Raw genomic sequence first — 22,041 nt, 5'->3', positions numbered from 1 at the left:
TCACCATGGAGCTTTTTTAGTTTAGCATTCTATCTGATCTCCTCGGGGGTGTGAAGGGAGGTTCTTGTGGTGGTCACGTATTCACTGTCTTTCTTTCTGGTGGTCAGCATGATCTCATAATTTTCATAGGATTGTGGAATGATCACATCTACATTAGGTTTTGTGCCCAGTTTTTTGACAGCGAGTGGATTTCCAAAAGCATCGGTCTTCACCAAGTTCCACTCGAATTTATGCTCATCCTCCAATCCGTGCAAACTCCAGCTCTCCCCGTTAAAGACGGCTGCATGGTAGGAGTAGATCTGCCCCGGGTAAAGAGGCTCGGCCGGTCTTATGATCCTGCTTGAAAATGCTGTTTTTTCTACATTTTTTTGATGCAGGTAATTAGCAACATCTCTCAGCACTTCCTTTCTCCTTCCTCTAAAGTCGACCAATCCGTCAAAGGTCATCCAGTTACTTTGTCTTTCATCCTGCCAGTTCTCCAGGATAAAATCAGTACTTTCAAGGTTCGCTTTTCCCGAGGTCAGCAGCTCTGGCTTAAGGCTGCTGATGAAAACAGAAATTCCCTGCTCTTTTGTCCTTTTTAATACCTGCTGAATATATTCTGGATCCTTCGCGACAAGTCCGTAAGAATCCACAGGCAGACGATTGGAAAGGAATTCTAGCAGATGACCGGTTTCTGAATCCAGCTGGAGATCTAAAGTTATAGGCGTCTCTGGATCGATCCTCTTGATCTTCTGTGTGAGGGACTGAAGCCATTTTAGGTAAGCAGTTCTCTGGTCAAACAGTGCTGGTTTCGTATAGTGTTCCTGAAGGTTAAGGTCAAAGGAATAACCAATGATATTTTCCTTATCTCTTAGATCATCTACTTTATCAAGGATGTCTTTTTCCAACTCTTTCAGTTTATCTCTTTCATTGATAAAGTCTAAGGTTTGATCGATGTTGAACTGGTAGATCAACTGCAGGTCGGCTTCGGCAGAGTATAGAAGCAGGTTGTGATCGTAGATATTTCCGCCCGTAGCCTGAATGGTATTTATTCCTGCTGCTTTTATCTGCCGAAAATCCTTTTCCAGCACCACTTTGGTTAGTGTGTAATAGTTGTTCTTCCAGCTGGTTCCTTTTTTATACCTGACGCCCTTTATATCAAAGGAAGTTATGGGAGTCTTTTTGCTCACTTCTATTTCGGAAAGAGGTTCTGAAAGGTCATTTTTCACCGCTTTACCATACTTATTATCCAGGAACTCCCAGGATTCGATGCTCCAGTCCAGGTTTTTCTGCCCTGCTGAAGTGCCTGAAGGAATATTTTTGTCGAGGGCACTGTTAAAAAATACCAGGGCAGAGATTTCTTCATGCTGTTGGTTAATGGTGTCTACTGCCGCCTGAAGCCATTTTTGTTGAGAGGCACCTGATTTTAGAGATCCGAATTCAGCTAGCATTACAGGTTTCCTGGTGAACCAGTAAAGTTTTTCCTTGAATGGCAGGTATAGCTCATTAAAATTAAGGTTTTTAATATTTCCTAAGGGGGAGTAGTCGAGCAGGGTAATACCTATCCAGTCCACATATTCATCCCCGGGATAATATTTTTGCATGGTGTCGGGCTTCCACGGGTTCCACACCAGAATAACCTTATGCGCCTCTTCTTCTTTGATCAACCGGTATACATGTTTCCAGGCAGCCTTGAATTCTTCAGGGGTGTTGCCTCCAGCTGAGGACCAGGGGTACTGCGGGTTATCAAATTCATGAGCGAATCTCAGGAAAACCGGCTTTTCCTGTGATTTCAGAATTTGCGCGAATTCCCTGATGTAGTTGTCAAACTTTCCGTCTAAAATGTGTTTGAAGATCTTCTTCTCATTTTGCAATTCCTGAACACTGTCGTTGGCCGCAAGAGTGGAGGCCCAGGGTTCCCAGGTGATCATAGGAATTTTATTCCTGGCATAAACAGACTGCATCAGTTGATGAGGGAATTCCTTTATGCTCTCATCCGTCCATGGCAGGTATAGCGAGATGATGTCAAAATCTACATTATGATCCTGCTCAAGCTCATTGACCGCCTCAATATCGGTCAAACCGTTTCCTTCCGAAGGTAAAAAGATGCCCAGGTAATCATTTTTCAAACTTTTGGATAGCGGCACAAGGACTTCTTCCCATTTAGATTCGTCGTTTTGTTCTTTAAAGCTCATAGCAATAATTAGTATTACGAGTAAGACCGGGAGCGCCACAGTTCGCGTTGCCACAAAAACAGAATTGGCTAACCTGTAAAATCCCTTTTTTGCCCTGCTCAGGCTCAACAGGTGTTCCTTTTTAAGGTGAGTACGCAGGATCCTGTTTTGATTCGTCAGCCGCATAGTGACATAAATCCCAAACATCATAATACCTGCATTGAAAAGGGCAAAAAAGGACATGATAATAGAGAAGGGGGTGAAATCCCGGTAAAGACCATAAACGACGGCGAAGATCGATAGCCCCGCAATAATGGCGTTTGGAAGCACTATCTTGAGATTGGCTTTAAAATCATCTTCCTTGGGAGTAGGTAAATAGGGTACTTTTTTATTGAGGATGGTGTAGATCAGACCCAACAGATAGATCCACCAGGTATTTATGTGCAAAAGTCCTCCCACAATATGGAACCCCCGCTCTTTTTTCTCGATCACCCATTTCTGAATGTAAGTGCGGATAAGCACCGCGCTGGCAGCTACCGGTAACAAGACCAGGAAAAAATCGATGATGTTCCCTCTCCAGGGATAGGTGGAAAATAGCAGCGAAAGAATTGGGATCAGGAAAGTGAACAAAATGATCAACCCGCTTAGGTAATGCATGGGTAAAATACCGTAGTGTATCTTCTGACGGTTGGTTAGTTTCCTGAAGATCTTCGGGTATACCTTCAGCCATAGATCGAATGAGCCTCTTGACCACTTGAGCTGTTGTTTGAAAAAATTGGTCAGATTTGAAGGAGCCAATCCCTTTGCCAGGACCTGCGGCACATACACGGCTTCCCACCCCTCGGCATACAGCAGCATGGCAGTATGCATATCTTCACACAACCCTGGGGCGTGACCGCCAATGCTGTCAAGAGCCGACCTGCGGAAAACGCAATTGGCACCAATGGCGTTAACCGCTCCATAGGAGTTCAAGGTCATCATCATGGGGCCGTAGAACTGGAAGGTTTGTTCGGCTGCACCTCTGGCTACCAGGCTCTCCTCGATGTTGTAATAAGATTGCACGATCTGTACAAATCCGATCTTCGGGTTGGTAAAATGCGGCAGGATCGGGTCCAGAAAATCGGGCTGAGGAATATGGTCGGGATCCAGGATCACGCAGATATCGCCTGTGGCATGTTTCCTTAATGCATTATTGATATTTCCTGCCTTGGCATCTTTTCTATTATCTCTCGTAACATGAACTATTTCATGTTGTTCACAGAATTCCTTCAGGAAGGGGTCGTTAGCTTCGTCACACAAATAGGTGGTGTGTGGGTAATGTATGTTCTTGATCGCCTTTAGCGTGGTGGTGATCATTTCGTATGGTTCACCCGGAAAGTAAGTAGTAAGCACATCAACGGTGAATTCTGGAGTGACCTCAGGAGGTTTGGGAACAGAAATGTTGGAGTAGTTGTACCACATGTACAATTTTTTCAATACTCCGTAAAAGATCACTATGGCCAAAATGCCAAAAAGGAAGGAATTCACCCTGTGCTCCTGTTTAAAAAAGAAGAACAGGAAATTGAGAATGCTGAAAATACCCAGGAGGATCATGAACTTGATCTTTCGGGATTCATTTCTGGTAGGTGCTTTGATGTTATTCCCCATTTTCCGGATTTAGAACGTAGAACGGAATATTGGTGGTAGAAAAATTGTTCTCATCATCGGTTACGTATACGAAAAGTCGGTAGGGGCCTTCTTCTTGTGGTGCCTTAAAAACCACGTTTTCACCTGAATTTTCTAAAATAAGATCTTTTTCAATAGGTTGCTGTTCTTCAATTTTGGACCAGGCCTCTTTTCTAATCTCCCAGGTAAATTTTAATGAATCAGGAATAGACTTTTCCAAGGAAACGGTTGCATTTGTTTTCACTCCTGTAGATAATATTACGTTCGATCTCGCATCTAATTTTTCAATTTTTATAGGACCCATTCTGGGACCATTATACGCCAAAGGATCTTTATTCCAGAGGGATTTTATTTTATTATAAGTCTCACTTTTATTGTTGTTCCAAAAGAAACTAAACCAGGTGTGAGTTCTTTCTTGTTTGGTTCCCCAAAAGAAGACCACACTTCCTAAACAATTAGGGCTTTGTATTGCAGCTGTATTATAACGGTCTCCCAAAATTCGTGCTTTTTCCACACTATTCTGTTCTATTGGTGCTCCCCACATAGTTCTAGCTTCCTCCCATGGCCCGTTCACGCCCCATTCGGTGATTACGTATGGACCGTCCCAGAGGAGCTTAATGGGTTCCATCCTTTCTTTCAGCTCCGTTAGATTTCCGAAGGAATTGATGGAAATAAGATCCAGATTAGGACTTTTCAAGGCTACACTGGCCAGCCTTCGTCTGTTTCCTCCAATGATCGCCGTGCTCACAGGATGGTCAGGATCTGTTTTCTTGACCAGGTCTACAAGGGAATTGAAGCTGTCAAAAAATTTGGTTGTCTGGTAAAAGGTGGGGTAGTAGAGCTCGTTGCCCACATTCCAGTAGAGCAAAGCAGGATGATCTTTATGTCTTAGGACTACAGCTGAAATTTTCCTTTTTGCAGCAGTAAGATCTTTCTCGTAAAAATAGGAGCCGTCACCATGTTTTGGTAAAGGAATATCAACTATGGCTGCCAGGCCCAGCTCGTGGGCGGCATCTAAATTTTTTCTCAGGTCTATAGTGTCGTACAGCCTTATGGTATTGCCGCCTGCCTCCTTGAGTTCTTGAAGATGAGAATTACCTGCGGCTCCTTTTACCTCAAAAGGCTTATCATTTCTGATCAGCATGAACCCGCCTTCCGTTTTTTGCACATACACTTTAGCCGAACTATTGGTTATAGGAACGGCATTTGTACATGCAAGGGTGCATGTAAGAAAAATTCCGGTTAGAAATATGAATTTGAAAAACTTCAGGTATACCAAAATTAAGAGACCTTTGAGGCTATTGCTAATATATGAAAAGAAACAGGTTGAAATAAGTTAGGGAAATTATAAAATACGGTAAGAACGGCAGGCCCGGGAGTCGGTGAATAGGATCTTTTTAACGGCAAGTTTGCAGTAAAAAATTCCTGGCAGAAAGCGCCTACTTTCCTTGTCTGCTCATAGTCAGATAGAAGGCATTTACTATATTTGCAGGAAATTTTGGCAGAAATGAAATTAAATGTTAAAAACGAAACTTCACGCCTAAGGGCGGTGGTGCTGGGAACGGCTGAAAGTACAGGAGGTGTGCCCGATCTTTCTGATGCCTACGATCCAAAATCTGTAGAGCACATAAAAGCCGGAACTTATCCCAAAGATGAGGATATGATCGCGGAAATGGATGCGGTTAAAAAAGTACTGGAGAAATATGGAGTGGAAGTGTTCAGGCCAAAAGTCATAAAGAATTACAACCAGATCTTCACCAGGGATATCGGTTTTGTCATAGATGATAAATTCGTCAAGGCAAATATTCTGCCCGACAGGGAGCAGGAAATCGAAGCCATCTCCCATGTTCTGGAAAAGATAGGTGCCGAAAATGTGCTTGAATTGCCCGAAGATGCACATGTGGAAGGCGGAGATGTGATGCCGCACAATGATTATTTGTTTGTTGGCACGTATTATGGAGAGGACTATCCTGAATATATTACGGCTCGCACTAACCTAAAGGCGGTAGAGCATTTACAGAAGTTGTTCCCGAATAAAAAGGTGAAATCTTTTAATCTTCGTAAATCCAATACCGAGCCTCGTGATAACGCCCTTCATCTTGATTGCTGCTTTCAGCCGGTAGGAAAAGGAAAAGCCATTATCTACAAAGGCGGATTTTTGGATGAAGAGGAATACAATTGGCTGAAAAACTTTTTTGGTGAAGAGAACGTTTTTGAGATCACCCGTGAAGAAATGTACAACATGAATTCAAATGTCTTCTCTATTTCTGAAGATGTGGTGATCTCTGAAAAGAATTTTACACGTCTCAATGCCTGGCTGCGCGAAAATGGAATGACCGTTGAAGAAGTTCCCTATGCCGAAATAGCAAAACAAGAAGGTTTGTTGAGATGTTCAACCCTACCCCTAATAAGGGATTGAAAAAACGATACATGAGACAAATTACAGATACTTTATTAATGGTTCGCCCGGTCGCCTTTCGAATGAATGAGCAAACCGCTGTGAACAACTATTTTCAGGAAGGGCTTCAACTGGAAAATGAAAAGATCAACAAGAAAGCCCAGGAAGAATTTGACGCTTTCGTGGAAAAGCTGCGGAGTGTGGGAGTCAAAGTGATCGTTGTGAGCGATGACGAGAAGCTTGATACACCCGATTCCATTTTTCCCAATAACTGGGTAACTTTCCATGAAGACGCCACGGCGGTGCTTTATCCTCTCTTTGCGGTGAACCGAAGAAGGGAGCGTCGTGCAGAGATCTTTGAAAAGATCGAAGAAGAAGGATTCCGAATTGATAATGTGATCGATTATACCAGTGCAGAGGAAGAAGACCTTTTCCTGGAATCTACCGGAAGTCTTATTCTGGACAGGGTGCATGAAAAAGCTTATTGCGCATTGTCGCCCAGGGCCCATGAAGAATTATTGATAGAATTTTGTGAAGACCTGGAGTTTACTCCTGTGATCTTTACCGCCTACCAGGATGTTGGAGGCAAAAGAATGCCTATTTATCATACTAATGTGATGATGTGCCTGGCAGAGAATTTCGCGGTGATCTGCCTGGATTCCATTGATGATCCCAAGGAACGTAAGAATGTGGTAAAGCACCTGAAAGCTGACGGCAAGGAGATCATTGAGATCACCGAAGCGCAAATGCATCACTATGCAGGTAATATGCTGCAGGTGATGGGAGCCGATGGAAAAAAATATCTGGTAATGAGCGAATCTGCTCGTAAAAGCTTACTGCCATTACAGGTGGCGGCCATAGAAAAACACTGTGAGATCTTGAGCAGTGATCTTACCACCATTGAGACCTGCGGAGGAGGGAGCGCGAGATGCATGCTTGCTGAAGTTTTCCTTCCGAAAAAATAAAAAGAAAAAGCCCTTTCAAAAAGGGCTTTTTTAATGCTCTATTTTAAAGCATATCTTCAATTCGAGGATGGGCGCTGTCTGCCTGGTAATTCTTTATTTTCCTTATAAATCTATGGGTCTGCGGGTTTTCTTCTCCTGCCCATACTTTGATGAAATAATGGTCTTTATAAAAAGAATATTCCTGTGCCCGGCCTTTGTAGATCTTCAGTTTATAAAAAGGGATCACCAGTGAGTATAGATCGGTATTGGCTTTAAAGCTAATGATCACTCCGTTGGGCCGCATCTCAATGCTGCAAAAGACCTGCGATTCGTTTAATACCATCAGGTTGTAAAGATCAATGCTCGCAGCAGTGACCGGGATTTCGGTTAGGCTTGTGCCGTCAAGCTTCTTGCGCTCTTCCAGGTCAAAGGGCTTCCCCACATGAGTGGAAATGAGTTCTTGTTTTTTGGACAGGTCATGTGATAGATTCAGTAGCATTTTCTTTTTTTATAAAGATAAGCATTTGCGCTCAAACCCTTTAAGGAAGCTTATTTTTCTGTTATCTTTGCGTTTTTCTGCGCAATTGGGCAGGCTACAAATTTAATTTTAAGAATGAGCGTTCAAAAGGTACTTTCAGATCAGGTAAAAGAAGCAGTAAAGAACATTTATAATGTGGAGCTTGAAAATGTGGAATTTCAGGCTACCCGAAAAGATTTTGAAGGGGATATCACCCTGGTGACCTTCCCCATGCTGCGGCAGGTAAAGACCAATCCGGTGAAACTGGGCGAATCCATCGGGGAATACCTGGTTCAGAACAATCCGGAGATCGAAAAATATAATGTCGTTCAGGGATTTTTGAATATAGTTCTCGCAGATAAATATTTCCTGGATTTCTTCCGAAGCATAAAGGATGAGCCAGATTTTGGACGGGTGGCTGAAGGGGAACATGCCATTATGGTCGAGTATTCTTCGCCAAATACCAATAAACCGCTTCACCTGGGGCATATTAGAAATAATCTTTTGGGATATTCGGTTTCTGAAATTTTGAAGGCGGCCGGAAATAAGGTTTATAAGACCCAGATCATCAATGACAGGGGGATACATATTTGTAAATCCATGCTTGCCTGGCAACGGTTTGGGCATGGAGAAACTCCGGAATCTTCCGGACTAAAAGGTGATAAACTGGTCGGGAATTTCTACGTGAAATTCGACAAGGCCTATAAAGAAGAGGTTTCTTATCTCGTTGCCCAGGGAAAAACTGAAGAGGAAGCCAAGGCAGAAGCACCCATTCTGCAGGATGCCAAGGAAATGCTGCGCAAATGGGAAGCCGGAGATGAAGAAGTGGTTGAGCTTTGGAAGACCATGAACCAGTGGGTGTATGACGGTTTCGAGGAGACTTATGATAAGCTGGGAGTTGATTTTGACAAGAATTACTTTGAAAGTGATACTTACCTTTTAGGAAAGGATGTCGTGGCCGAGGGGCTTGAAAAAGGTGTTTTTTACCGAAAAGAGGATGGCAGTGTTTGGATAGACCTCACCGATGAAGGCCTTGATGAAAAGATCGTTCTTAGGAGCGACGGTACCGCGGTCTACATGACCCAGGACATTGGTACGGCCATTCAGCGGGTGAAGGATTTTCACATTGACGGGATGGTGTATACCGTGGGGAACGAGCAGGACTACCACTTCAAAGTACTCTTTTTGATCCTGAAGAAACTGGGATACGATTGGGCAGAAAACCTTTATCATTTGAGCTACGGAATGGTGGACCTGCCTTCGGGAAAAATGAAAAGCCGTGAAGGTACGGTGGTAGATGCAGATGATCTTATTGAAGAAATGGTGGCTACTGCCAAAGAAATTTCGGAAGAACTTGGAAAACTCGAAGGATATTCTGATGAGGAGAAAAAGGAACTGTACCGCATCATTGGCTTGGGAGCTTTAAAATATTATATCCTGAAGGTTGACCCGAGAAAGAGGATCCTTTTCAATCCTGAAGATTCTGTGGATTTCCAGGGGAATACCGGGCCTTTCATTCAGTATACCTACGCGAGGATACAATCCATCCTTAGAAGAGCCGATTTTGAGTACAGTCAGCCGGTGAGCGACTATACTTTGAACGATAAGGAAAGACAGCTTATCAAGCAGCTTCAGTTATATCCTGAAACAGTGGTGCTGGCTGCCGAAAATCACAGTCCGGCGTTGATCGCCAACTACACCTATGAGCTGGTGAAGGAATTCAACAGTTTCTACCAGAATGTGACCATTCTGGGAACCGAGGATGAGACGGAAAAGAAATTCAGGGTGCAGTTGTCTAAGGCAGTGGGTGAGGTGATCAAGTCATCTTTTGGACTGCTGGGAATTCAGGTGCCGGAAAGAATGTAATTCGAAGTACAAAGTTAGATGTTTAAAGACGGGGCTGCCGTCACTTCGAGTGAATTTGGATCTGCGGGGAGCAGGGACAAATTCGTATCGAGAAGAAAGCAGGAAAAGTTCTAAAAAAGAAGTGCCCAAAATGCCATCTTTCAGGAACCTTTAAAATAGTTCTTTGCAGTTCTTTTCCGAAGAAAAAAGGAGGAATGAAGTGGTGAGGAAAAACTTTTCACTTCAGCCTCAAATCATTAAATTTGCAACTGTCATACGTGACAGTACTTAATAAACAGAGAGATTATGTTTGATAGTTTAAGCGATAAGTTAGATAGTGCCTTACACGTCCTGAAGGGGCACGGCCAGATCACCGAAGTGAACGTTGCCGAAACCCTTAAGGAGGTGAGACGCGCATTGGTTGATGCCGATGTTAACTATAAAATTGCCAAGGAGTTCACCAATACCGTAAAGGAAAAGGCCCTGGGGCAGAACGTGCTTACAGCCCTTAAGCCGGGACAGATGATGGTGAAGCTCGTGAAGGATGAACTTACCCAACTTATGGGTGGGGAAGCCGAAGGGATCAATCTCTCGGGAAATCCTTCTGTGATCCTGATGTCTGGATTGCAGGGTAGTGGTAAGACCACTTTCTCGGGGAAACTCGCTAACTATCTAAAGACTAAGAAATCAAAGAATCCTTTACTGGTAGCTTGTGACGTGTACCGACCTGCGGCGATCAATCAGCTGCACGTGGTGGGAGAGCAGATAGGTGTTGAGGTATATAGCGATGAAGGAAATCAGGATCCTGTTGCTATTTCAAAAGCGGCCATCGCTCATGCCAAGTCTAACGGGAACAATGTCGTGATCATTGATACCGCCGGTCGTTTGGCAATAGATGAGGCCATGATGACCGAGATCGCGAACATTCACCAGGCTATCGAACCTCAGGAAACTCTTTTCGTGGTTGACTCCATGACGGGTCAGGATGCGGTTAACACTGCAAAAGCCTTTAATGAAAGACTGAACTTTGACGGGGTGATCCTGACAAAATTGGATGGTGATACCCGCGGGGGTGCTGCTATTTCGATCAAATCTGTGGTCAATAAGCCTATCAAGTTCATCGGTACCGGTGAGAAGATGGATGCTATTGATGTGTTCTATCCTTCTCGTATGGCCGACCGTATCCTTGGGATGGGAGACGTGGTATCTCTTGTGGAGAGAGCGCAGGAGCAATATGATGAGGAGGAAGCAAGGAAACTTCAGAAGAAGATCGCCAAGAACGAATTCGGTTTTGATGATTTCTTGAATCAGCTACAACAGATCAAGAAAATGGGATCTATGAAAGATCTTATGGGCATGATCCCGGGAGCTGGGAAGATGCTAAAAGATGTAGATATTGATGATGACGCATTTAAGCACATTGAAGCCATCATTCACTCCATGACCCCTGCTGAAAGGTCTAAGCCATCCATGATAAATGCCAGCAGAAAGAAACGTATAGGAAAAGGTTCTGGAACTTCTGTACAACAGGTCAACCAGTTGTTGAAGCAGTTCAACCAAATGAGCAAAATGATGAAGATGATGCAGGGAGGCGGTGGCCGCAAGATGATGCAGATGATGAAGAACATGAGATAAAGTATCGGTTTATAAAACCGCATTTTTAACCCCCTTTAAATTATAAGATTATGACGATCCTCGACGGTAAGAAAGTAAGTAACCAGATCAAAGACGAGATCACTGCCGAAGTGCAGAAGATCAAAGACCGCGGGGAAAAGGTGCCTCACCTTGCCGCCATAATTGTGGGGAATGATGGTGCGAGTCTCACATATGTTGCCAGTAAAGTGAAAGCCTGTGAGCGCGTGGGGTTTGAATCGACTTTGATCAGATTGCCCGGCACCACCAGTGAGTTGGAACTGCTCAAAAAGATCAAGGAACTTAACGAGAATGACGATATTGACGGGTTTATTGTGCAGCTTCCGCTGCCAAAGCAAATTGATACTCAAAAAGTACTTTTAACAGTAGATCCCGATAAGGATGTAGACGGATTTCACCCGACCAACTTCGGAAAAATGGCCCTTGATATGACCAGTTTTATTCCTGCGACCCCTTTCGGGATCCTGGAGCTTCTGGAGCGTTATAATGTGGAAACCGAAGGGAAACATACGGTGGTGATTGGAAGAAGCCATATTGTAGGAAGGCCGATGAGTATCCTGATGGGAAGAAAAGGTTTCCCCGGAAATTCAACCGTAACTCTTACCCACAGTCATACCAAAAACATCACCCAGATCACCTCACAGGCAGATATTATCATTACCGCTCTTGGAAATCCCGGTTTCCTAAAAGCTGAAATGGTCAAGGATGACGCGGTCATAATCGACGTGGGAATTACCCGTGTAGAAGATGAGAGCCGTCCTAGAGGCTACAGGCTCGAAGGGGATGTGGACTTTGAGAACGTGAGTAAAAAGGCGTCCTTTATAACCCCTGTTCCCGGAGGAGTGGGGCCCATGACAATTGCCATGCTCTTAAAAAATACCCTTCTTGCCCGTGAAATGCACAAGGCGAAGAAGGATGCGCTTTAAGCTTTAAGATTTAGCTTCGTCTATTTTCCAGTCCAGGTAAGCGTGCAGATCGGTTTCGATGAACCGCAGCACGATAGTGAAGATGGCGAAATCATCTACATATCCCAGTCCGGGAATAAAATCGGGAACTATGTCTAGCGGATTGAAAATGTATAGCATGGCGAAAACGACTGCGGCTATAGAGAACCAGGGTACCTGCTTGAATTCCCCTTTTTTATAGTCCTTCAGCATTCCGAACATGATCTTGCCCATTTCGGCGTACTTCTTTAATCCGGTGCCGGCGAACTTCTTATCGATCTCTTCCTTGTTCTTCATGACCATATCCAGGTCTCCGTCTTCGATCCTGGAAACTTCAGAATTAACATATTCCTCATCGATCTTCTTTTTCATATTTTCCAACATAGCATTGATTTTTTAAATTTTGTCTTCAGTTTTTCCGTATTCGTGTTTATATATCTTTAAGATAAGCAAAAACAGGGAGATTAACAGGGGACCAAATATTAAACCTATGAATCCGAACAGCGGTACTCCTACAACCACCCCGAATAGCGTGATAAGAGGATGTACACTGGCCAGCCGGTTCAGGATGTAGAGCCTTAAAATATTATCTGTGATCCCCACAATGACAAAGCCATAAATGAGAATAAAAATGGCCTGCCAGTCCATTCCCTGCGAAAACAAGAGAATGGCCACCGGCACAACACCAACGGCTGTTCCAATGAACGGGATCATGGCGCCTATTGCCGTGATCACGAACCAAAAGAGCGGATCGGGTACGCTCACGATCAGGTAACCTATCAAGGCTACAATTCCCTGGAAGAATGCCACTAGCGGAATACCAAGTGCATTAGATCGTACCAGCTCGTCACCTTCAACCCCAATCGTTCTTAAATTATCTTCACCTAAAGGAATATAGGAAATGACCAGTTTTTTCAATTCGTCCCTGTGAATAAGCATATAATAAAGCATGAAATACATGATCCCAATGGCGATAAAGGCATTAAAGGTTCCGGCTCCCAGCGACTGCAGGTTATTTGACAGCCAGTTTGCCACCCTGGCAGAGTCTATCCCTTTACTCAGATCATAGCCCACGTATGTTTCGGCTTCATTGATCTGGTTCTTTACTGCTTGTAGTACTTTTTCGGAATTGGCTACTGCTTTACCTATTTTAGAGGTAAGCATGATCACGGTGAGACTAATAGGGACCAGAATACCCACAAAAGATAGGAAAATGAGAAAGGAGGCAGCGACCACGGGCTTCCAGCCCTTGTTAACCAGTTTGCCCATACTTTTCCTGAGGATGACATGCAAGGTGATGGCCCCCAAGACACCCGATAAATAAGGAACGATCTCCTTAAAAATTAAAACCAGTAAGAACAGGATCAGGAGTAATACGAAAAGCTGACGTACTAAAGACGGTTTTAATCTGTTCATTTAATTGGTTTATTTTGCAAACAGCTGATCCATATTCTTAAAAGATTTGAATTCCAAGGCATTTCCGCTTGGGTCCTTAAAGAACATGGTTGCCTGTTCCCCCGCCTGTCCTTCAAATCGAATATAGGGTTCAATGACAAAGGAAACCTGCTTGCTTTCGAGTTCGTCTGAGAACTTCTGAAAAACATTCCAGTCCAGTACTACTCCAAAATGAGGAATAGGAACATCTTTCCCGTCTACTGGATTGGTCGCTGCAGGTTTTGTTTCTGAAGCTTCCTTGTAATGAATGACCAGTTGATGGCCAAAGAAGTTGAAATCCACCCAATGCTCACTGCTTCGGCCTTCTTCACAGCCCAGCACATCGCGGTAAAAAGTTCTGGCTTTTTCAAGATCGTTCACCGGGATAGCCAGGTGAAAGGGGTTGATGTTTCCCATGTATTAATGATTCCTTAGTGCGTTGATAAGTTCTTTTTTGCTCATTTTTGAACGGCCCTCGATCCCCACTTCCTTGGCCTTTTTATACAGCTCATCTTTGCTGCGGCCTTCATATTTGTTGGAACTGCCTCCTTTTTTACCCGAATTGGAAGTGTTGGCTATTCGTGCCGCTTTTTCTTTACTTGCTCCTTTGTCTCTAAGAGCTTCGTATTGATCTTCGTTCTTGATGCGATTGTCTGGCATAACTTTTTTCTTAAAAATAAGCAGATATGCCAAGAAATCGGCTTAATTCTCTGTTAAGATTCTCCTTTTTGCCGGCGGTTTTTTCTAAAGCCTTCTTTTTTCTTTAAAGACCTTTCCGGCTTTCGAGATCTGGGAGCAGAGGTTTTTGGAGCCTTTTCAGGTTTATTTGGTCCCGGCAGCGAACCTTCTTCGGTCTTTGTTGATTCTCCCAAAAGGCTGTTGAGGTCTGCCAGTTCTTTTTCAGTTAAATGCCGGTACTTGCTCACGGGCACATCCAGCGGAATGTTCATGATCCTTATCCTTTTCAGTTTGACCACCTCATATCCTAAATACTCACACATTCTGCGGATTTGGCGGTTGAGTCCCTGGGTAAGTACGATCCTGAAGGTATTCCGGGTGAGCTGCTCTACCTCACACTTCCTGGTGACGGTATCCAAAATGGGAATACCGTTGCTCATTCTCTCTATGAAGTCCTGGGTGATATTACGATCAACGGTAACTATATACTCTTTTTCGTGATTGTTCCTGGCTCTCAGGATCTTGTTCACTATGTCTCCATCATCTGTCATGAGGATAAGGCCTTCACTGGGTTTGTCTAATCGGCCTATTGGGAAGATGCGGGTAGGGAAATTTATGTAATCAACTATGTTCTTTTTTTCTTTGGGATTAGTGGTGCAAACAATACCAATAGGCTTGTTGAACGCCAGGTAAACATTGTCCTTCTTTGGAGGGACTATAAGCTCTCCATTTACTCTTACCTCATCTCCCGGAGCTACTTTGGTTCCCATTTGGGGTACTGCGCCGTTGATCGTTACCCGGCCCTGTTCAATAAGCGCATCGGCTTTTCTGCGGGAACAATAGCCCACTTCACTTAGATATTTATTGAGACGGGTAAGATTTTCCTCTGCCATAGATCTTTCTTTCAATTTTCCTTTAGTCCCAGTCGATCATGAAATATTTGATCTTCGCCTCATCCGGGATCTGTGCAGCCGTTATCCTTTTTTGAGTGTCATAGCGCAGGTCGGCTGGCAACTGCTTTTTATCAATGGTCACATAGATGTTGAGGTCATCAATAAAGATCACAGCCGCACTCAGGGTATTCTCAATTCTGGAAATATTGTAGTTTTCTACGATGTCTTTAAAGGTGCTCTGGGTGTTTAGGCCTTTTGCGGTCTTGAACCTTGGGTCAAGAACCTGTACAAACCCTATTGTGCTGGTAGAGTCGAATGCCTGTACCGGTTCCAGCAACAACATCTTTTTTCCTTTCTTATCGTAAACTTCTATTTCATTATTGCTTCTGTATAATTCCCCTTCGCTTACCTGCCTTACAATGGAATCCTGAGCAAAGACCGAATCCAGTTCTCTTATCTGTACCTCTTTGGTCAAATGTCCAATGCTGTTAGCGCTGATGAGGAATGGATCTTGTTCTTTATCACAGGAGGTGAACAGGCCTGCGGAAATTAACAATAGAAGAAGACTTTTTTTCATGATCGAATTTAAATTTTACTGAAATGTCTCTCCTGCCTGTAAAGGAAAGGGGAGCTTTTTAATTTTTTATAAAAGTAAGAATTGTCGGCGTAATGTGGCCGATATGAAGTTCAAAACTCCTGAAGTTGTTAACTTATTTTACAGCAGGCTCTAATAATTTGATGGTCCCTTTTTTGGCATCGATTTCTGCTTCGATCCCATTGGGAATGGTCGCATTATCGTCAATATGGCCTATCATGGCTCCAAAAAATGCCGGAATTCCCAGCGGTTTAATGTAGTGGTCAATGACTTCTTCAAGAGTGAGGGAGCCGTAACCGCTTCCGCCGGGGTCACAATCACTGCATTTTCCAAAAACAAAGCCCGCTATTTCGCTCAAGACTCCTCCCAGCTGCAGCTGAGACATCATTCGGTCAACCGCATAGATCTTTTCTCCTATGTCTTCGAGGTAAAGGATCTTTCCTTTCCAGTTCTTCGGAAAATATTCAGATCCCATAATTCCTGTAAGTACCGAAAGATTTCCGCCCAGTAATTCCCCTTTTGCGGTCCCGGGTGTAATGGTTCTTATCCGGTTCTTGGTTTGAGCCAGTTGATCGCCTTTGTCTGAAGGATTCTCATACAACATGGCTTCTCCTTCAAAAAGCAGTTTTTTGAGGTGGGAATAAGCAAACTCATTCCATGTTGAAACCGCCACCGGCCCGTGGAAGGTGACCAGGCCCGTTTTTTTATGAATGGCCAGGTGCAGGGCTGTGATGTCTGAATAGCCAATAAAGATCTTTGGATTCCTTTTTATTACCCGGTAATCGAGCTTTTCAAGTAACCGCGCCGAACCTGCGCCTCCCCGAAGAGCAATGATGGCCTTCACTTCTTCATCCTTGAACATGTCCATCAGCTCATTAGCCCTTTCATCATCGGTACCGGCGAGGTGTCCATACCTGCTTTTGGTAAAGTTTCCAAATTTAACTATTAGCCCCATCGCTTCAAAGGTTTCTTTGGCGATCTCATAAGGTTCTGTCTCGAAAATGGCACTTGCGGGACTTATTATCCCAATGGTGTCGCCCGGTTGTAATTTCTTCGGAACAATAGTTCTGGCACTGATGTCCTCCGGATCTGCAGTGGTGCCAAAAAAGTTCAGTGGCAAGGCGAGGCTGCCAATTCCGAGGTTCTGAATGAATTTCCTTCTTTCCATACTTGTTAGTTGTTGTTCCTGATGGCCCGCAAAATGACCTCTATTTGCTCCTTGAGTTCGGCAGAAGGCACTACATAATTGCTGTTCATAAAACTAAATATCAGGAGCTCTCCTTTTTTCGTGATCATATAGCCGCTAAGGCTGTAATTGTTGCTAAGTGAGCCGGTTTTTGCAAATATCCATGGCTCATCTGCTTTGAATTGTTTCTCTATAGTGCCCGATCTTCCGCCGGCAGGAAGGAGGTGAAAAAGCCTTTTTTGAGAGACTTCCTTTTTGATCTTTTCAAGCAGCCGTACCATATTTCGGGGAGTGGTCAGATTATACCGGGACAGGCCAGATCCGTCTACCCATTTAAGTTCGTCAGGGAGGTCTTTTAAAAAGTGTTCCTTCATGTGCTTTATAGCGATTCCGGTTCTTAGGCTATCTGAAATTTCATTGGCTGCAAGCAACAGGGTCTGCTCGGCGATGAAGTTATCGCTTTCCTGCAGCATTCTTTTGTACAGGCTGTCTGTAGGAATGCTGTAGAGTGTTTTCTGAAAAGTGATATTAGGATTAATGCTAAGGATCTGAACCGGTCGCACCAGAGTGTCGCTTAGTAATCTTATTGCTGTCTCTGCGGAAGTCTTTAACGGAACAGTTTGTTCCTTGCTGAAATTTTTTGGGTAGCGAAATTGGTTTGTGAAAAGATCTCTTCTGATCCTTTTTTGAAGCAAGGTATCAGCCGTTAAGGCTTCCCGGAAAAGGGCAGGAAAAGCTTCCGGTTTTTCCTGAAGTTCGGAAGGTGTGAAAGTGACCTCATTTCCGTAGACAGGGAATGCCGATCTTTCCACCGAATAATAGTCGTTGTAATCATCCCACGCCCAGCCCGGGCCAAAGAAAGTTTCCTGTACGACCGGCGGCAGGTAGAACAATTCGGCTTCGGCTTGTTTTAAAAATGGGATTACCCGCGATTCCGGAAGGTATGGATTTAATAAAGAGGGATCTCCGGTGCCTTTGAAGATAAGAGAGTCATTCTTCACAGTGTACCGCAGTGCAGGGACGGAGTCTCCCAACATCTTCAAGCCTGTGTAGAAGGTGAAAAGTTTTGTGTTTGAGGCCGGTGTGAAATATTTGTCAGAATTGTATTCATAAAGTACCTTCCTGTTTTCAGGATCATAGACCATGAGTCCGGGAAAGCCTTTTTCAAAAACCGGGGATCTTTCCAACTGTTTTTCTACAGATCTGAAAGTGCTTTTGCTACCGGAGCAGGAGGAGAATAGAATTGTAAGTAATAACACAAAAAAAGCCTGAAGGGTATTTTTTAAAAGAGGAATTGGGTGGGGCTTTAGGTTCATGTTTCTTGTGATCTGGAAAAAGCTAACAGTTGTAAAAGTAAAAATTTGATCGGGAAAACTGCAGATCTGCCAATTTTCTTCTGAAGATAGGTATCTGTATACTGACTATTTCCGTTTCCCTTCAGTTTAATTGATGCTGTTTTTAATTACCTTTGCGGCCTATGAAAGAGAATGAAATAAACGAGCTTGTCGCTGCCGGAGAAATGCTGCCTTTGATGGAGGAATTCTATACTATTCAGGGGGAGGGTTACCACAAGGGAACTGCGGCATACTTTGTTAGGATAGGAGGATGCGATGTAGGCTGCCACTGGTGTGACGTGAAAGAAAGCTGGAATGCCAAACTTCACCCGCCAACAGAGGTTGATAGGATCGTAGAAAATGCGGTAAAGTACAGCAAAACAGTTGTGGTGACAGGAGGGGAGCCCCTGACATGGGATATGACCAAACTTACTTCCGGATTAAAGGCCAAAGGGGCAAAGATACACATAGAGACTTCAGGAGCATATCCTCTTACAGGAATCTGGGATTGGATCTGTCTTTCTCCTAAAAAGATAAAGCTGCCTACAGAGACGGTCTACAAAAAGGCCAATGAATTAAAGGTGATCATATTTAACAAACATGACTTCAAATTCGCTGAAGAACAGGCGGCCAGAGTAAATGAAGACTGCATCCTATATCTGCAGCCAGAATGGAGCAACAGGGAAAAAATGATCCCGCTTATTGTAGATTATGTGATGCAGAACCCTAAGTGGAAGGTATCCTTACAAACTCATAAATATCTGAATATCCCATAAACTGAAAAAGCCCCTGAAAAGGGGCTTTTTTATATTAATAATTCCGGTTCTTCTAATTTGCCTTTTTAAAAGGAACTTCAACATAGCGGTCATCCCAGCCTATGTATAATTTTGCGCCGTTGTCAATAGGTTCAAATGACATAGACAAAGCTTCAATGGGTGCTTTAGCTTTTTTTACCGGTACAGTGATCCTTGCCACGTCTTTTTCCACCTGGTAATCGTAGGCCCCCCAAATGTTGGTACTGTTGTTAAGAATAATGGTCCATTCATTTTCTTTTGGAATGGTGAACAAAGTGTAAGTTCCTTTTTTGATCTTCTTCCCTGAGACCATCATATCTTGATATAGAGTGATTTCAGTGGCTTCATTGGCGCCCGTTCTCCATACTTCCCCATAAGGAACAAGTTTACCAAATATTTCCCTGTCGCGGGTCTGGGGTCGGCTATAAAGTACCCTTGCGAAAGGCTCGTTGTTCTCTCCTCTAAAGAGGATCACATCGAGCGGACTTACATCAAGTTTGGAAAAATTGGGTCCGTCATTATCTTTTAAAGTTTCAGTAGTGTCCTGGGCATTCATCTGTGGAATAGCTATTACTCCCAGGAAAAAGAAAACAACAGTTATTAATTTTTTCATTTCTAAGGTTTTTTAAGTTAGTGTCTAAATATAGTTTTATGGCAGGGGAATTCCCGTTAAATATCTATTTAATATTAGTTAAATAAAACTAAATAAAATAAATAGGGATTGGATGTCTAAAATGAAGCTTTTCTAATTGTCATTTTCAGCTTCTTAAGTTGTGAATAAATCAGATTTTCCGAAGACTCTAAAAAATGAGTTTTTCAAGAAATAACCTTTTCAAAATCAGATCACACTCTGGAAAAGGAGGAAAGATGAATTAGTGGGTTATAGCTTATTTTTTCACATAGAATTGTTGATAACTTGGAGTGGTTATTACTGCAAAAAGTGGTTTTAAAGCATGCTTTTTAGTATATTTGTTCGTTATAGGATTTGACAAAATTTTAACGAATTTAAGTATGAGCGAAGAGGTTAAAAGAAGCAATTATTCGGCTGACAGTATTCAGGCGCTGGAGGGGATGGAGCATGTGCGCATGCGACCATCGATGTATATTGGGGATACTGGAGTAAGAGGATTGCACCATCTGGTCTATGAGGTGGTAGACAACTCTATTGATGAGGCTCTTGCCGGGCATTGCGACAACATCAAAGTAACCATAAACGAAGACAATTCCATCACTACCGAGGATAACGGAAGAGGTATCCCGGTTGACCTGCATAAAAAAGAAGGTGTTTCTGCTCTTGAAGTGGTAATGACCAAGATCGGGGCAGGTGGTAAATTTGATAAGGATTCCTATAAAGTTTCCGGAGGTCTTCACGGAGTTGGGGTGAGTTGTGTGAACGCACTTTCAGATCATCTTAAGGCTACGGTTTACCGTGACGGTACTATTTGGGAACAGGAATATGAAAGAGGAAAACCGCTTTATCCTGTAAAGTCTGTTGGAGAGACCTCTCTTAACGGAACTATCGTTACATTCAAGCCAGATGCTACCATCTTTCAGCAAACAACTGAGTACAGCTATGAAACGCTTGCCAGCCGTATGCGGGAACTTGCCTTTTTGAACAAAGGGATTTCTATAACTCTAACGGACAAAAGGCAAAAAGATGATAAAGGCGAATTCGTTTCTGAAGTTTTTCATTCAGAAGAAGGGTTGAAGGAATTCATCCGCTTTTTGGACGGAACAAGAGAGCCTATCATTAATGATGTGATCTCGATCGAAGGAGAGAAAAATGACATTCCTGTTGAGGTTGCCATGGTTTACAATACCTCTTTTAATGAAAACCTGCACTCTTACGTAAACAATATTAATACTCACGAAGGGGGGACACACCTGGCGGGATTCCGTCGTGGTTTGACCACTACTTTGAAAAAATACGCAGATGCTTCGGGAATGCTCGATAAGCTGAAGTTCGAGATCTCCGGAGATGATTTCCGGGAAGGGCTTACAGCTATTGTTTCGGTAAAGGTTTCTGAACCTCAGTTCGAGGGGCAGACCAAGACCAAACTTGGGAACAGGGAAGTTACTTCTGCGGTTTCCCAGGCAGTTTCCGAAATGCTGGAGATCTATCTTGAAGAGAATCCCAATGATGCGAAGACAATCGTTCAGAAGGTGATCCTTGCCGCGCAGGCACGTCATGCGGCCAAAAAGGCGCGTGAAATGGTGCAGCGTAAGACAGTGATGAGCGGGGGAGGCCTTCCGGGGAAATTATCAGACTGTGCTTCGCAAGATCCGCATGAGAGTGAAGTGTTCCTTGTAGAGGGAGACTCGGCAGGTGGAACTGCAAAGCAAGGCCGTGACCGTCATTTCCAGGCTATCCTTCCTTTAAGAGGTAAGATCCTTAATGTGGAAAAGGCTATGAGTCACAAGGTCTTTGAAAATGAAGAAATAAAGAATATTTATACCGCTCTTGGGGTGACCATTGGTACCGAGGAAGACAGCAAGGCGCTTAACCTTAGTAAGCTGAGGTACCATAAGATCGTGATCATGTGTGATGCCGATGTAGATGGGTCTCACATTGCCACCCTTATTCTTACCTTCTTCTTTAGGTATATGAAAGAATTGATCGAAGCCGGTCACGTTTATATTGCGACCCCGCCTCTTTACCTTATCAAAAAAGGAAGCAAAAAGCGTTACGCTTGGAATGACCGTGAGCGGGATGAGATCGCCGCATCATACAGTGGTGGAGTGAGTGTTCAGCGATATAAGGGTCTTGGAGAGATGAATGCCGAGCAGTTATGGGATACCACCATGAACCCTGAGTTCAGGACCCTGCGCCAGGTAACCATTGACAATAGCGGAGAGGCCGACAGGATCTTCTCCATGTTAATGGGTGACGAGGTGCCGCCTCGAAGGGAGTTCATTGAAAAGAACGCGGTCTATGCGAACATAGACGCGTAAAAGGTTAAAAGCCCGGAGTTCTGCTCCGGGTTTTTTATTTCCTTTATATTTGT

At 43.6% G+C, this 22,041-nt stretch carries 19 protein-coding genes; 7 read left to right on the top strand and 12 right to left on the bottom strand.

Features of this window, described 5'->3' with window-relative positions; genetic code table 11:
• Window positions 1-29: 29 nt before the first annotated feature.
• Both BLS64_RS10290 and BLS64_RS10285 read right to left on the bottom strand, forming a co-directional pair.
• Window positions 30-3,803, bottom strand: a complete 3,774-nt coding sequence (locus tag BLS64_RS10290) for a glycosyltransferase family 2 protein (protein WP_093113449.1) — start codon at window positions 3,801-3,803, stop codon at window positions 30-32.
• A complete protein-coding gene (locus BLS64_RS10285) occupies window positions 3,793-4,965 on the bottom strand; it encodes a glycoside hydrolase family 2 TIM barrel-domain containing protein (RefSeq protein WP_143019301.1) in 1,173 nt (390 codons plus the stop codon). Before BLS64_RS10285 ends, BLS64_RS10290 begins: the two co-directional genes overlap by 11 nt.
• Before the next feature lie 363 nt (window positions 4,966-5,328).
• Here BLS64_RS10285 and BLS64_RS10280 point away from each other — a divergent pair, with 363 nt between their 5' ends.
• Both BLS64_RS10280 and ctlX read left to right on the top strand, forming a co-directional pair.
• Window positions 5,329-6,240: a dimethylarginine dimethylaminohydrolase family protein gene (locus BLS64_RS10280; RefSeq protein ID WP_093113447.1), complete on the top strand. Its 912-nt coding sequence runs from the start codon at window positions 5,329-5,331 to the stop codon at window positions 6,238-6,240.
• A gap of 11 nt (window positions 6,241-6,251) precedes the next feature.
• Window positions 6,252-7,184 (top strand): citrulline utilization hydrolase CtlX, encoded by a 933-nt coding sequence (gene ctlX, locus BLS64_RS10275; RefSeq protein ID WP_093113532.1) that lies wholly within the window; start codon window positions 6,252-6,254, stop codon window positions 7,182-7,184.
• A 43-nt stretch (window positions 7,185-7,227) separates the two neighbouring features.
• Here ctlX and BLS64_RS10270 read toward each other — a convergent pair whose 3' ends face one another.
• Window positions 7,228-7,662, bottom strand: a complete 435-nt coding sequence (locus BLS64_RS10270) for a hypothetical protein (RefSeq protein WP_093113446.1) — start codon at window positions 7,660-7,662, stop codon at window positions 7,228-7,230.
• 114 nt (window positions 7,663-7,776) lie between these two features.
• On the opposite strand from BLS64_RS10270, the gene argS reads away from it, so the two are divergent.
• From argS to BLS64_RS10255, 3 genes are all read left to right on the top strand, one after another.
• Window positions 7,777-9,546, top strand: a complete 1,770-nt coding sequence (gene argS, locus BLS64_RS10265) for an arginine--tRNA ligase (RefSeq protein WP_093113445.1) — start codon at window positions 7,777-7,779, stop codon at window positions 9,544-9,546.
• A 285-nt stretch (window positions 9,547-9,831) separates the two neighbouring features.
• Window positions 9,832-11,160: a signal recognition particle protein gene (gene ffh / locus BLS64_RS10260; protein WP_093113444.1), complete on the top strand. Its 1,329-nt coding sequence runs from the start codon at window positions 9,832-9,834 to the stop codon at window positions 11,158-11,160.
• A 50-nt stretch (window positions 11,161-11,210) separates the two neighbouring features.
• A complete protein-coding gene (locus BLS64_RS10255) occupies window positions 11,211-12,104 on the top strand; it encodes a bifunctional 5,10-methylenetetrahydrofolate dehydrogenase/5,10-methenyltetrahydrofolate cyclohydrolase (protein ID WP_093113443.1) in 894 nt (297 codons plus the stop codon).
• 3 nt (window positions 12,105-12,107) lie between these two features.
• Here the strand turns inward: BLS64_RS10255 and BLS64_RS10250 are convergent, their stop codons facing one another.
• The 8 genes from BLS64_RS10250 to BLS64_RS10215 all read right to left on the bottom strand — a co-directional run bounded on the left by BLS64_RS10250 (window position 12,108) and on the right by BLS64_RS10215 (window position 18,224).
• Complete coding sequence (locus tag BLS64_RS10250; RefSeq protein WP_245693428.1) at window positions 12,108-12,494, bottom strand: YkvA family protein; 387 nt, start codon at window positions 12,492-12,494, stop codon at window positions 12,108-12,110.
• Window positions 12,495-12,518: 24 nt separating this feature from the next.
• Entirely contained in the window at window positions 12,519-13,538 is a 1,020-nt protein-coding gene (locus tag BLS64_RS10245; RefSeq protein ID WP_093113441.1) for an AI-2E family transporter, read from the bottom strand.
• A gap of 9 nt (window positions 13,539-13,547) precedes the next feature.
• Window positions 13,548-13,973, bottom strand: a complete 426-nt coding sequence (locus BLS64_RS10240; RefSeq protein ID WP_093113440.1) for a VOC family protein — start codon at window positions 13,971-13,973, stop codon at window positions 13,548-13,550.
• A 3-nt stretch (window positions 13,974-13,976) separates the two neighbouring features.
• Window positions 13,977-14,216: a DUF7218 family protein gene (locus tag BLS64_RS10235; protein ID WP_093113439.1), complete on the bottom strand. Its 240-nt coding sequence runs from the start codon at window positions 14,214-14,216 to the stop codon at window positions 13,977-13,979.
• Window positions 14,217-14,269: 53 nt separating this feature from the next.
• Complete coding sequence (rluF, locus tag BLS64_RS10230) at window positions 14,270-15,127, bottom strand: 23S rRNA pseudouridine(2604) synthase RluF (protein WP_093113438.1); 858 nt, start codon at window positions 15,125-15,127, stop codon at window positions 14,270-14,272.
• A gap of 22 nt (window positions 15,128-15,149) precedes the next feature.
• A complete protein-coding gene (locus BLS64_RS10225; RefSeq protein ID WP_093113437.1) occupies window positions 15,150-15,704 on the bottom strand; it encodes a hypothetical protein in 555 nt (184 codons plus the stop codon).
• Window positions 15,705-15,837: 133 nt separating this feature from the next.
• On the bottom strand, window positions 15,838-16,890 hold the full coding sequence (locus BLS64_RS10220) for a S66 peptidase family protein (protein WP_093113436.1): 1,053 nt from the start codon (window positions 16,888-16,890) through the stop codon (window positions 15,838-15,840).
• Between the two features lie 5 nt (window positions 16,891-16,895).
• Window positions 16,896-18,224 (bottom strand): D-alanyl-D-alanine carboxypeptidase/D-alanyl-D-alanine-endopeptidase, encoded by a 1,329-nt coding sequence (locus BLS64_RS10215; protein WP_093113435.1) that lies wholly within the window; start codon window positions 18,222-18,224, stop codon window positions 16,896-16,898.
• Window positions 18,225-18,385: 161 nt separating this feature from the next.
• Between BLS64_RS10215 and BLS64_RS10210 the strand changes: the two genes are divergently transcribed.
• Entirely contained in the window at window positions 18,386-19,018 is a 633-nt protein-coding gene (locus BLS64_RS10210) for a 7-carboxy-7-deazaguanine synthase QueE (protein WP_093113434.1), read from the top strand.
• 52 nt (window positions 19,019-19,070) lie between these two features.
• Here BLS64_RS10210 and BLS64_RS10205 read toward each other — a convergent pair whose 3' ends face one another.
• The gene (locus BLS64_RS10205; RefSeq protein ID WP_093113433.1) at window positions 19,071-19,649 is read right to left on the bottom strand and encodes a DUF2911 domain-containing protein; all 579 of its coding nucleotides are present in this window, start codon (window positions 19,647-19,649) and stop codon (window positions 19,071-19,073) included.
• Between the two features lie 398 nt (window positions 19,650-20,047).
• On the opposite strand from BLS64_RS10205, the gene gyrB reads away from it, so the two are divergent.
• On the top strand, window positions 20,048-21,988 hold the full coding sequence (gene gyrB / locus BLS64_RS10200) for a DNA topoisomerase (ATP-hydrolyzing) subunit B (protein ID WP_093113432.1): 1,941 nt from the start codon (window positions 20,048-20,050) through the stop codon (window positions 21,986-21,988).
• Window positions 21,989-22,041: the final 53 nt, after the last annotated feature.

The sequence above is a fragment of the Salinimicrobium catena genome, assembly GCF_900102915.1.
GTDB lineage: Bacteria > Bacteroidota > Bacteroidia > Flavobacteriales > Flavobacteriaceae > Salinimicrobium > Salinimicrobium catena.
Note: the sequence above shows the minus strand (reverse complement) of the source record. Positions and strands in the feature narration are given on the sequence as shown.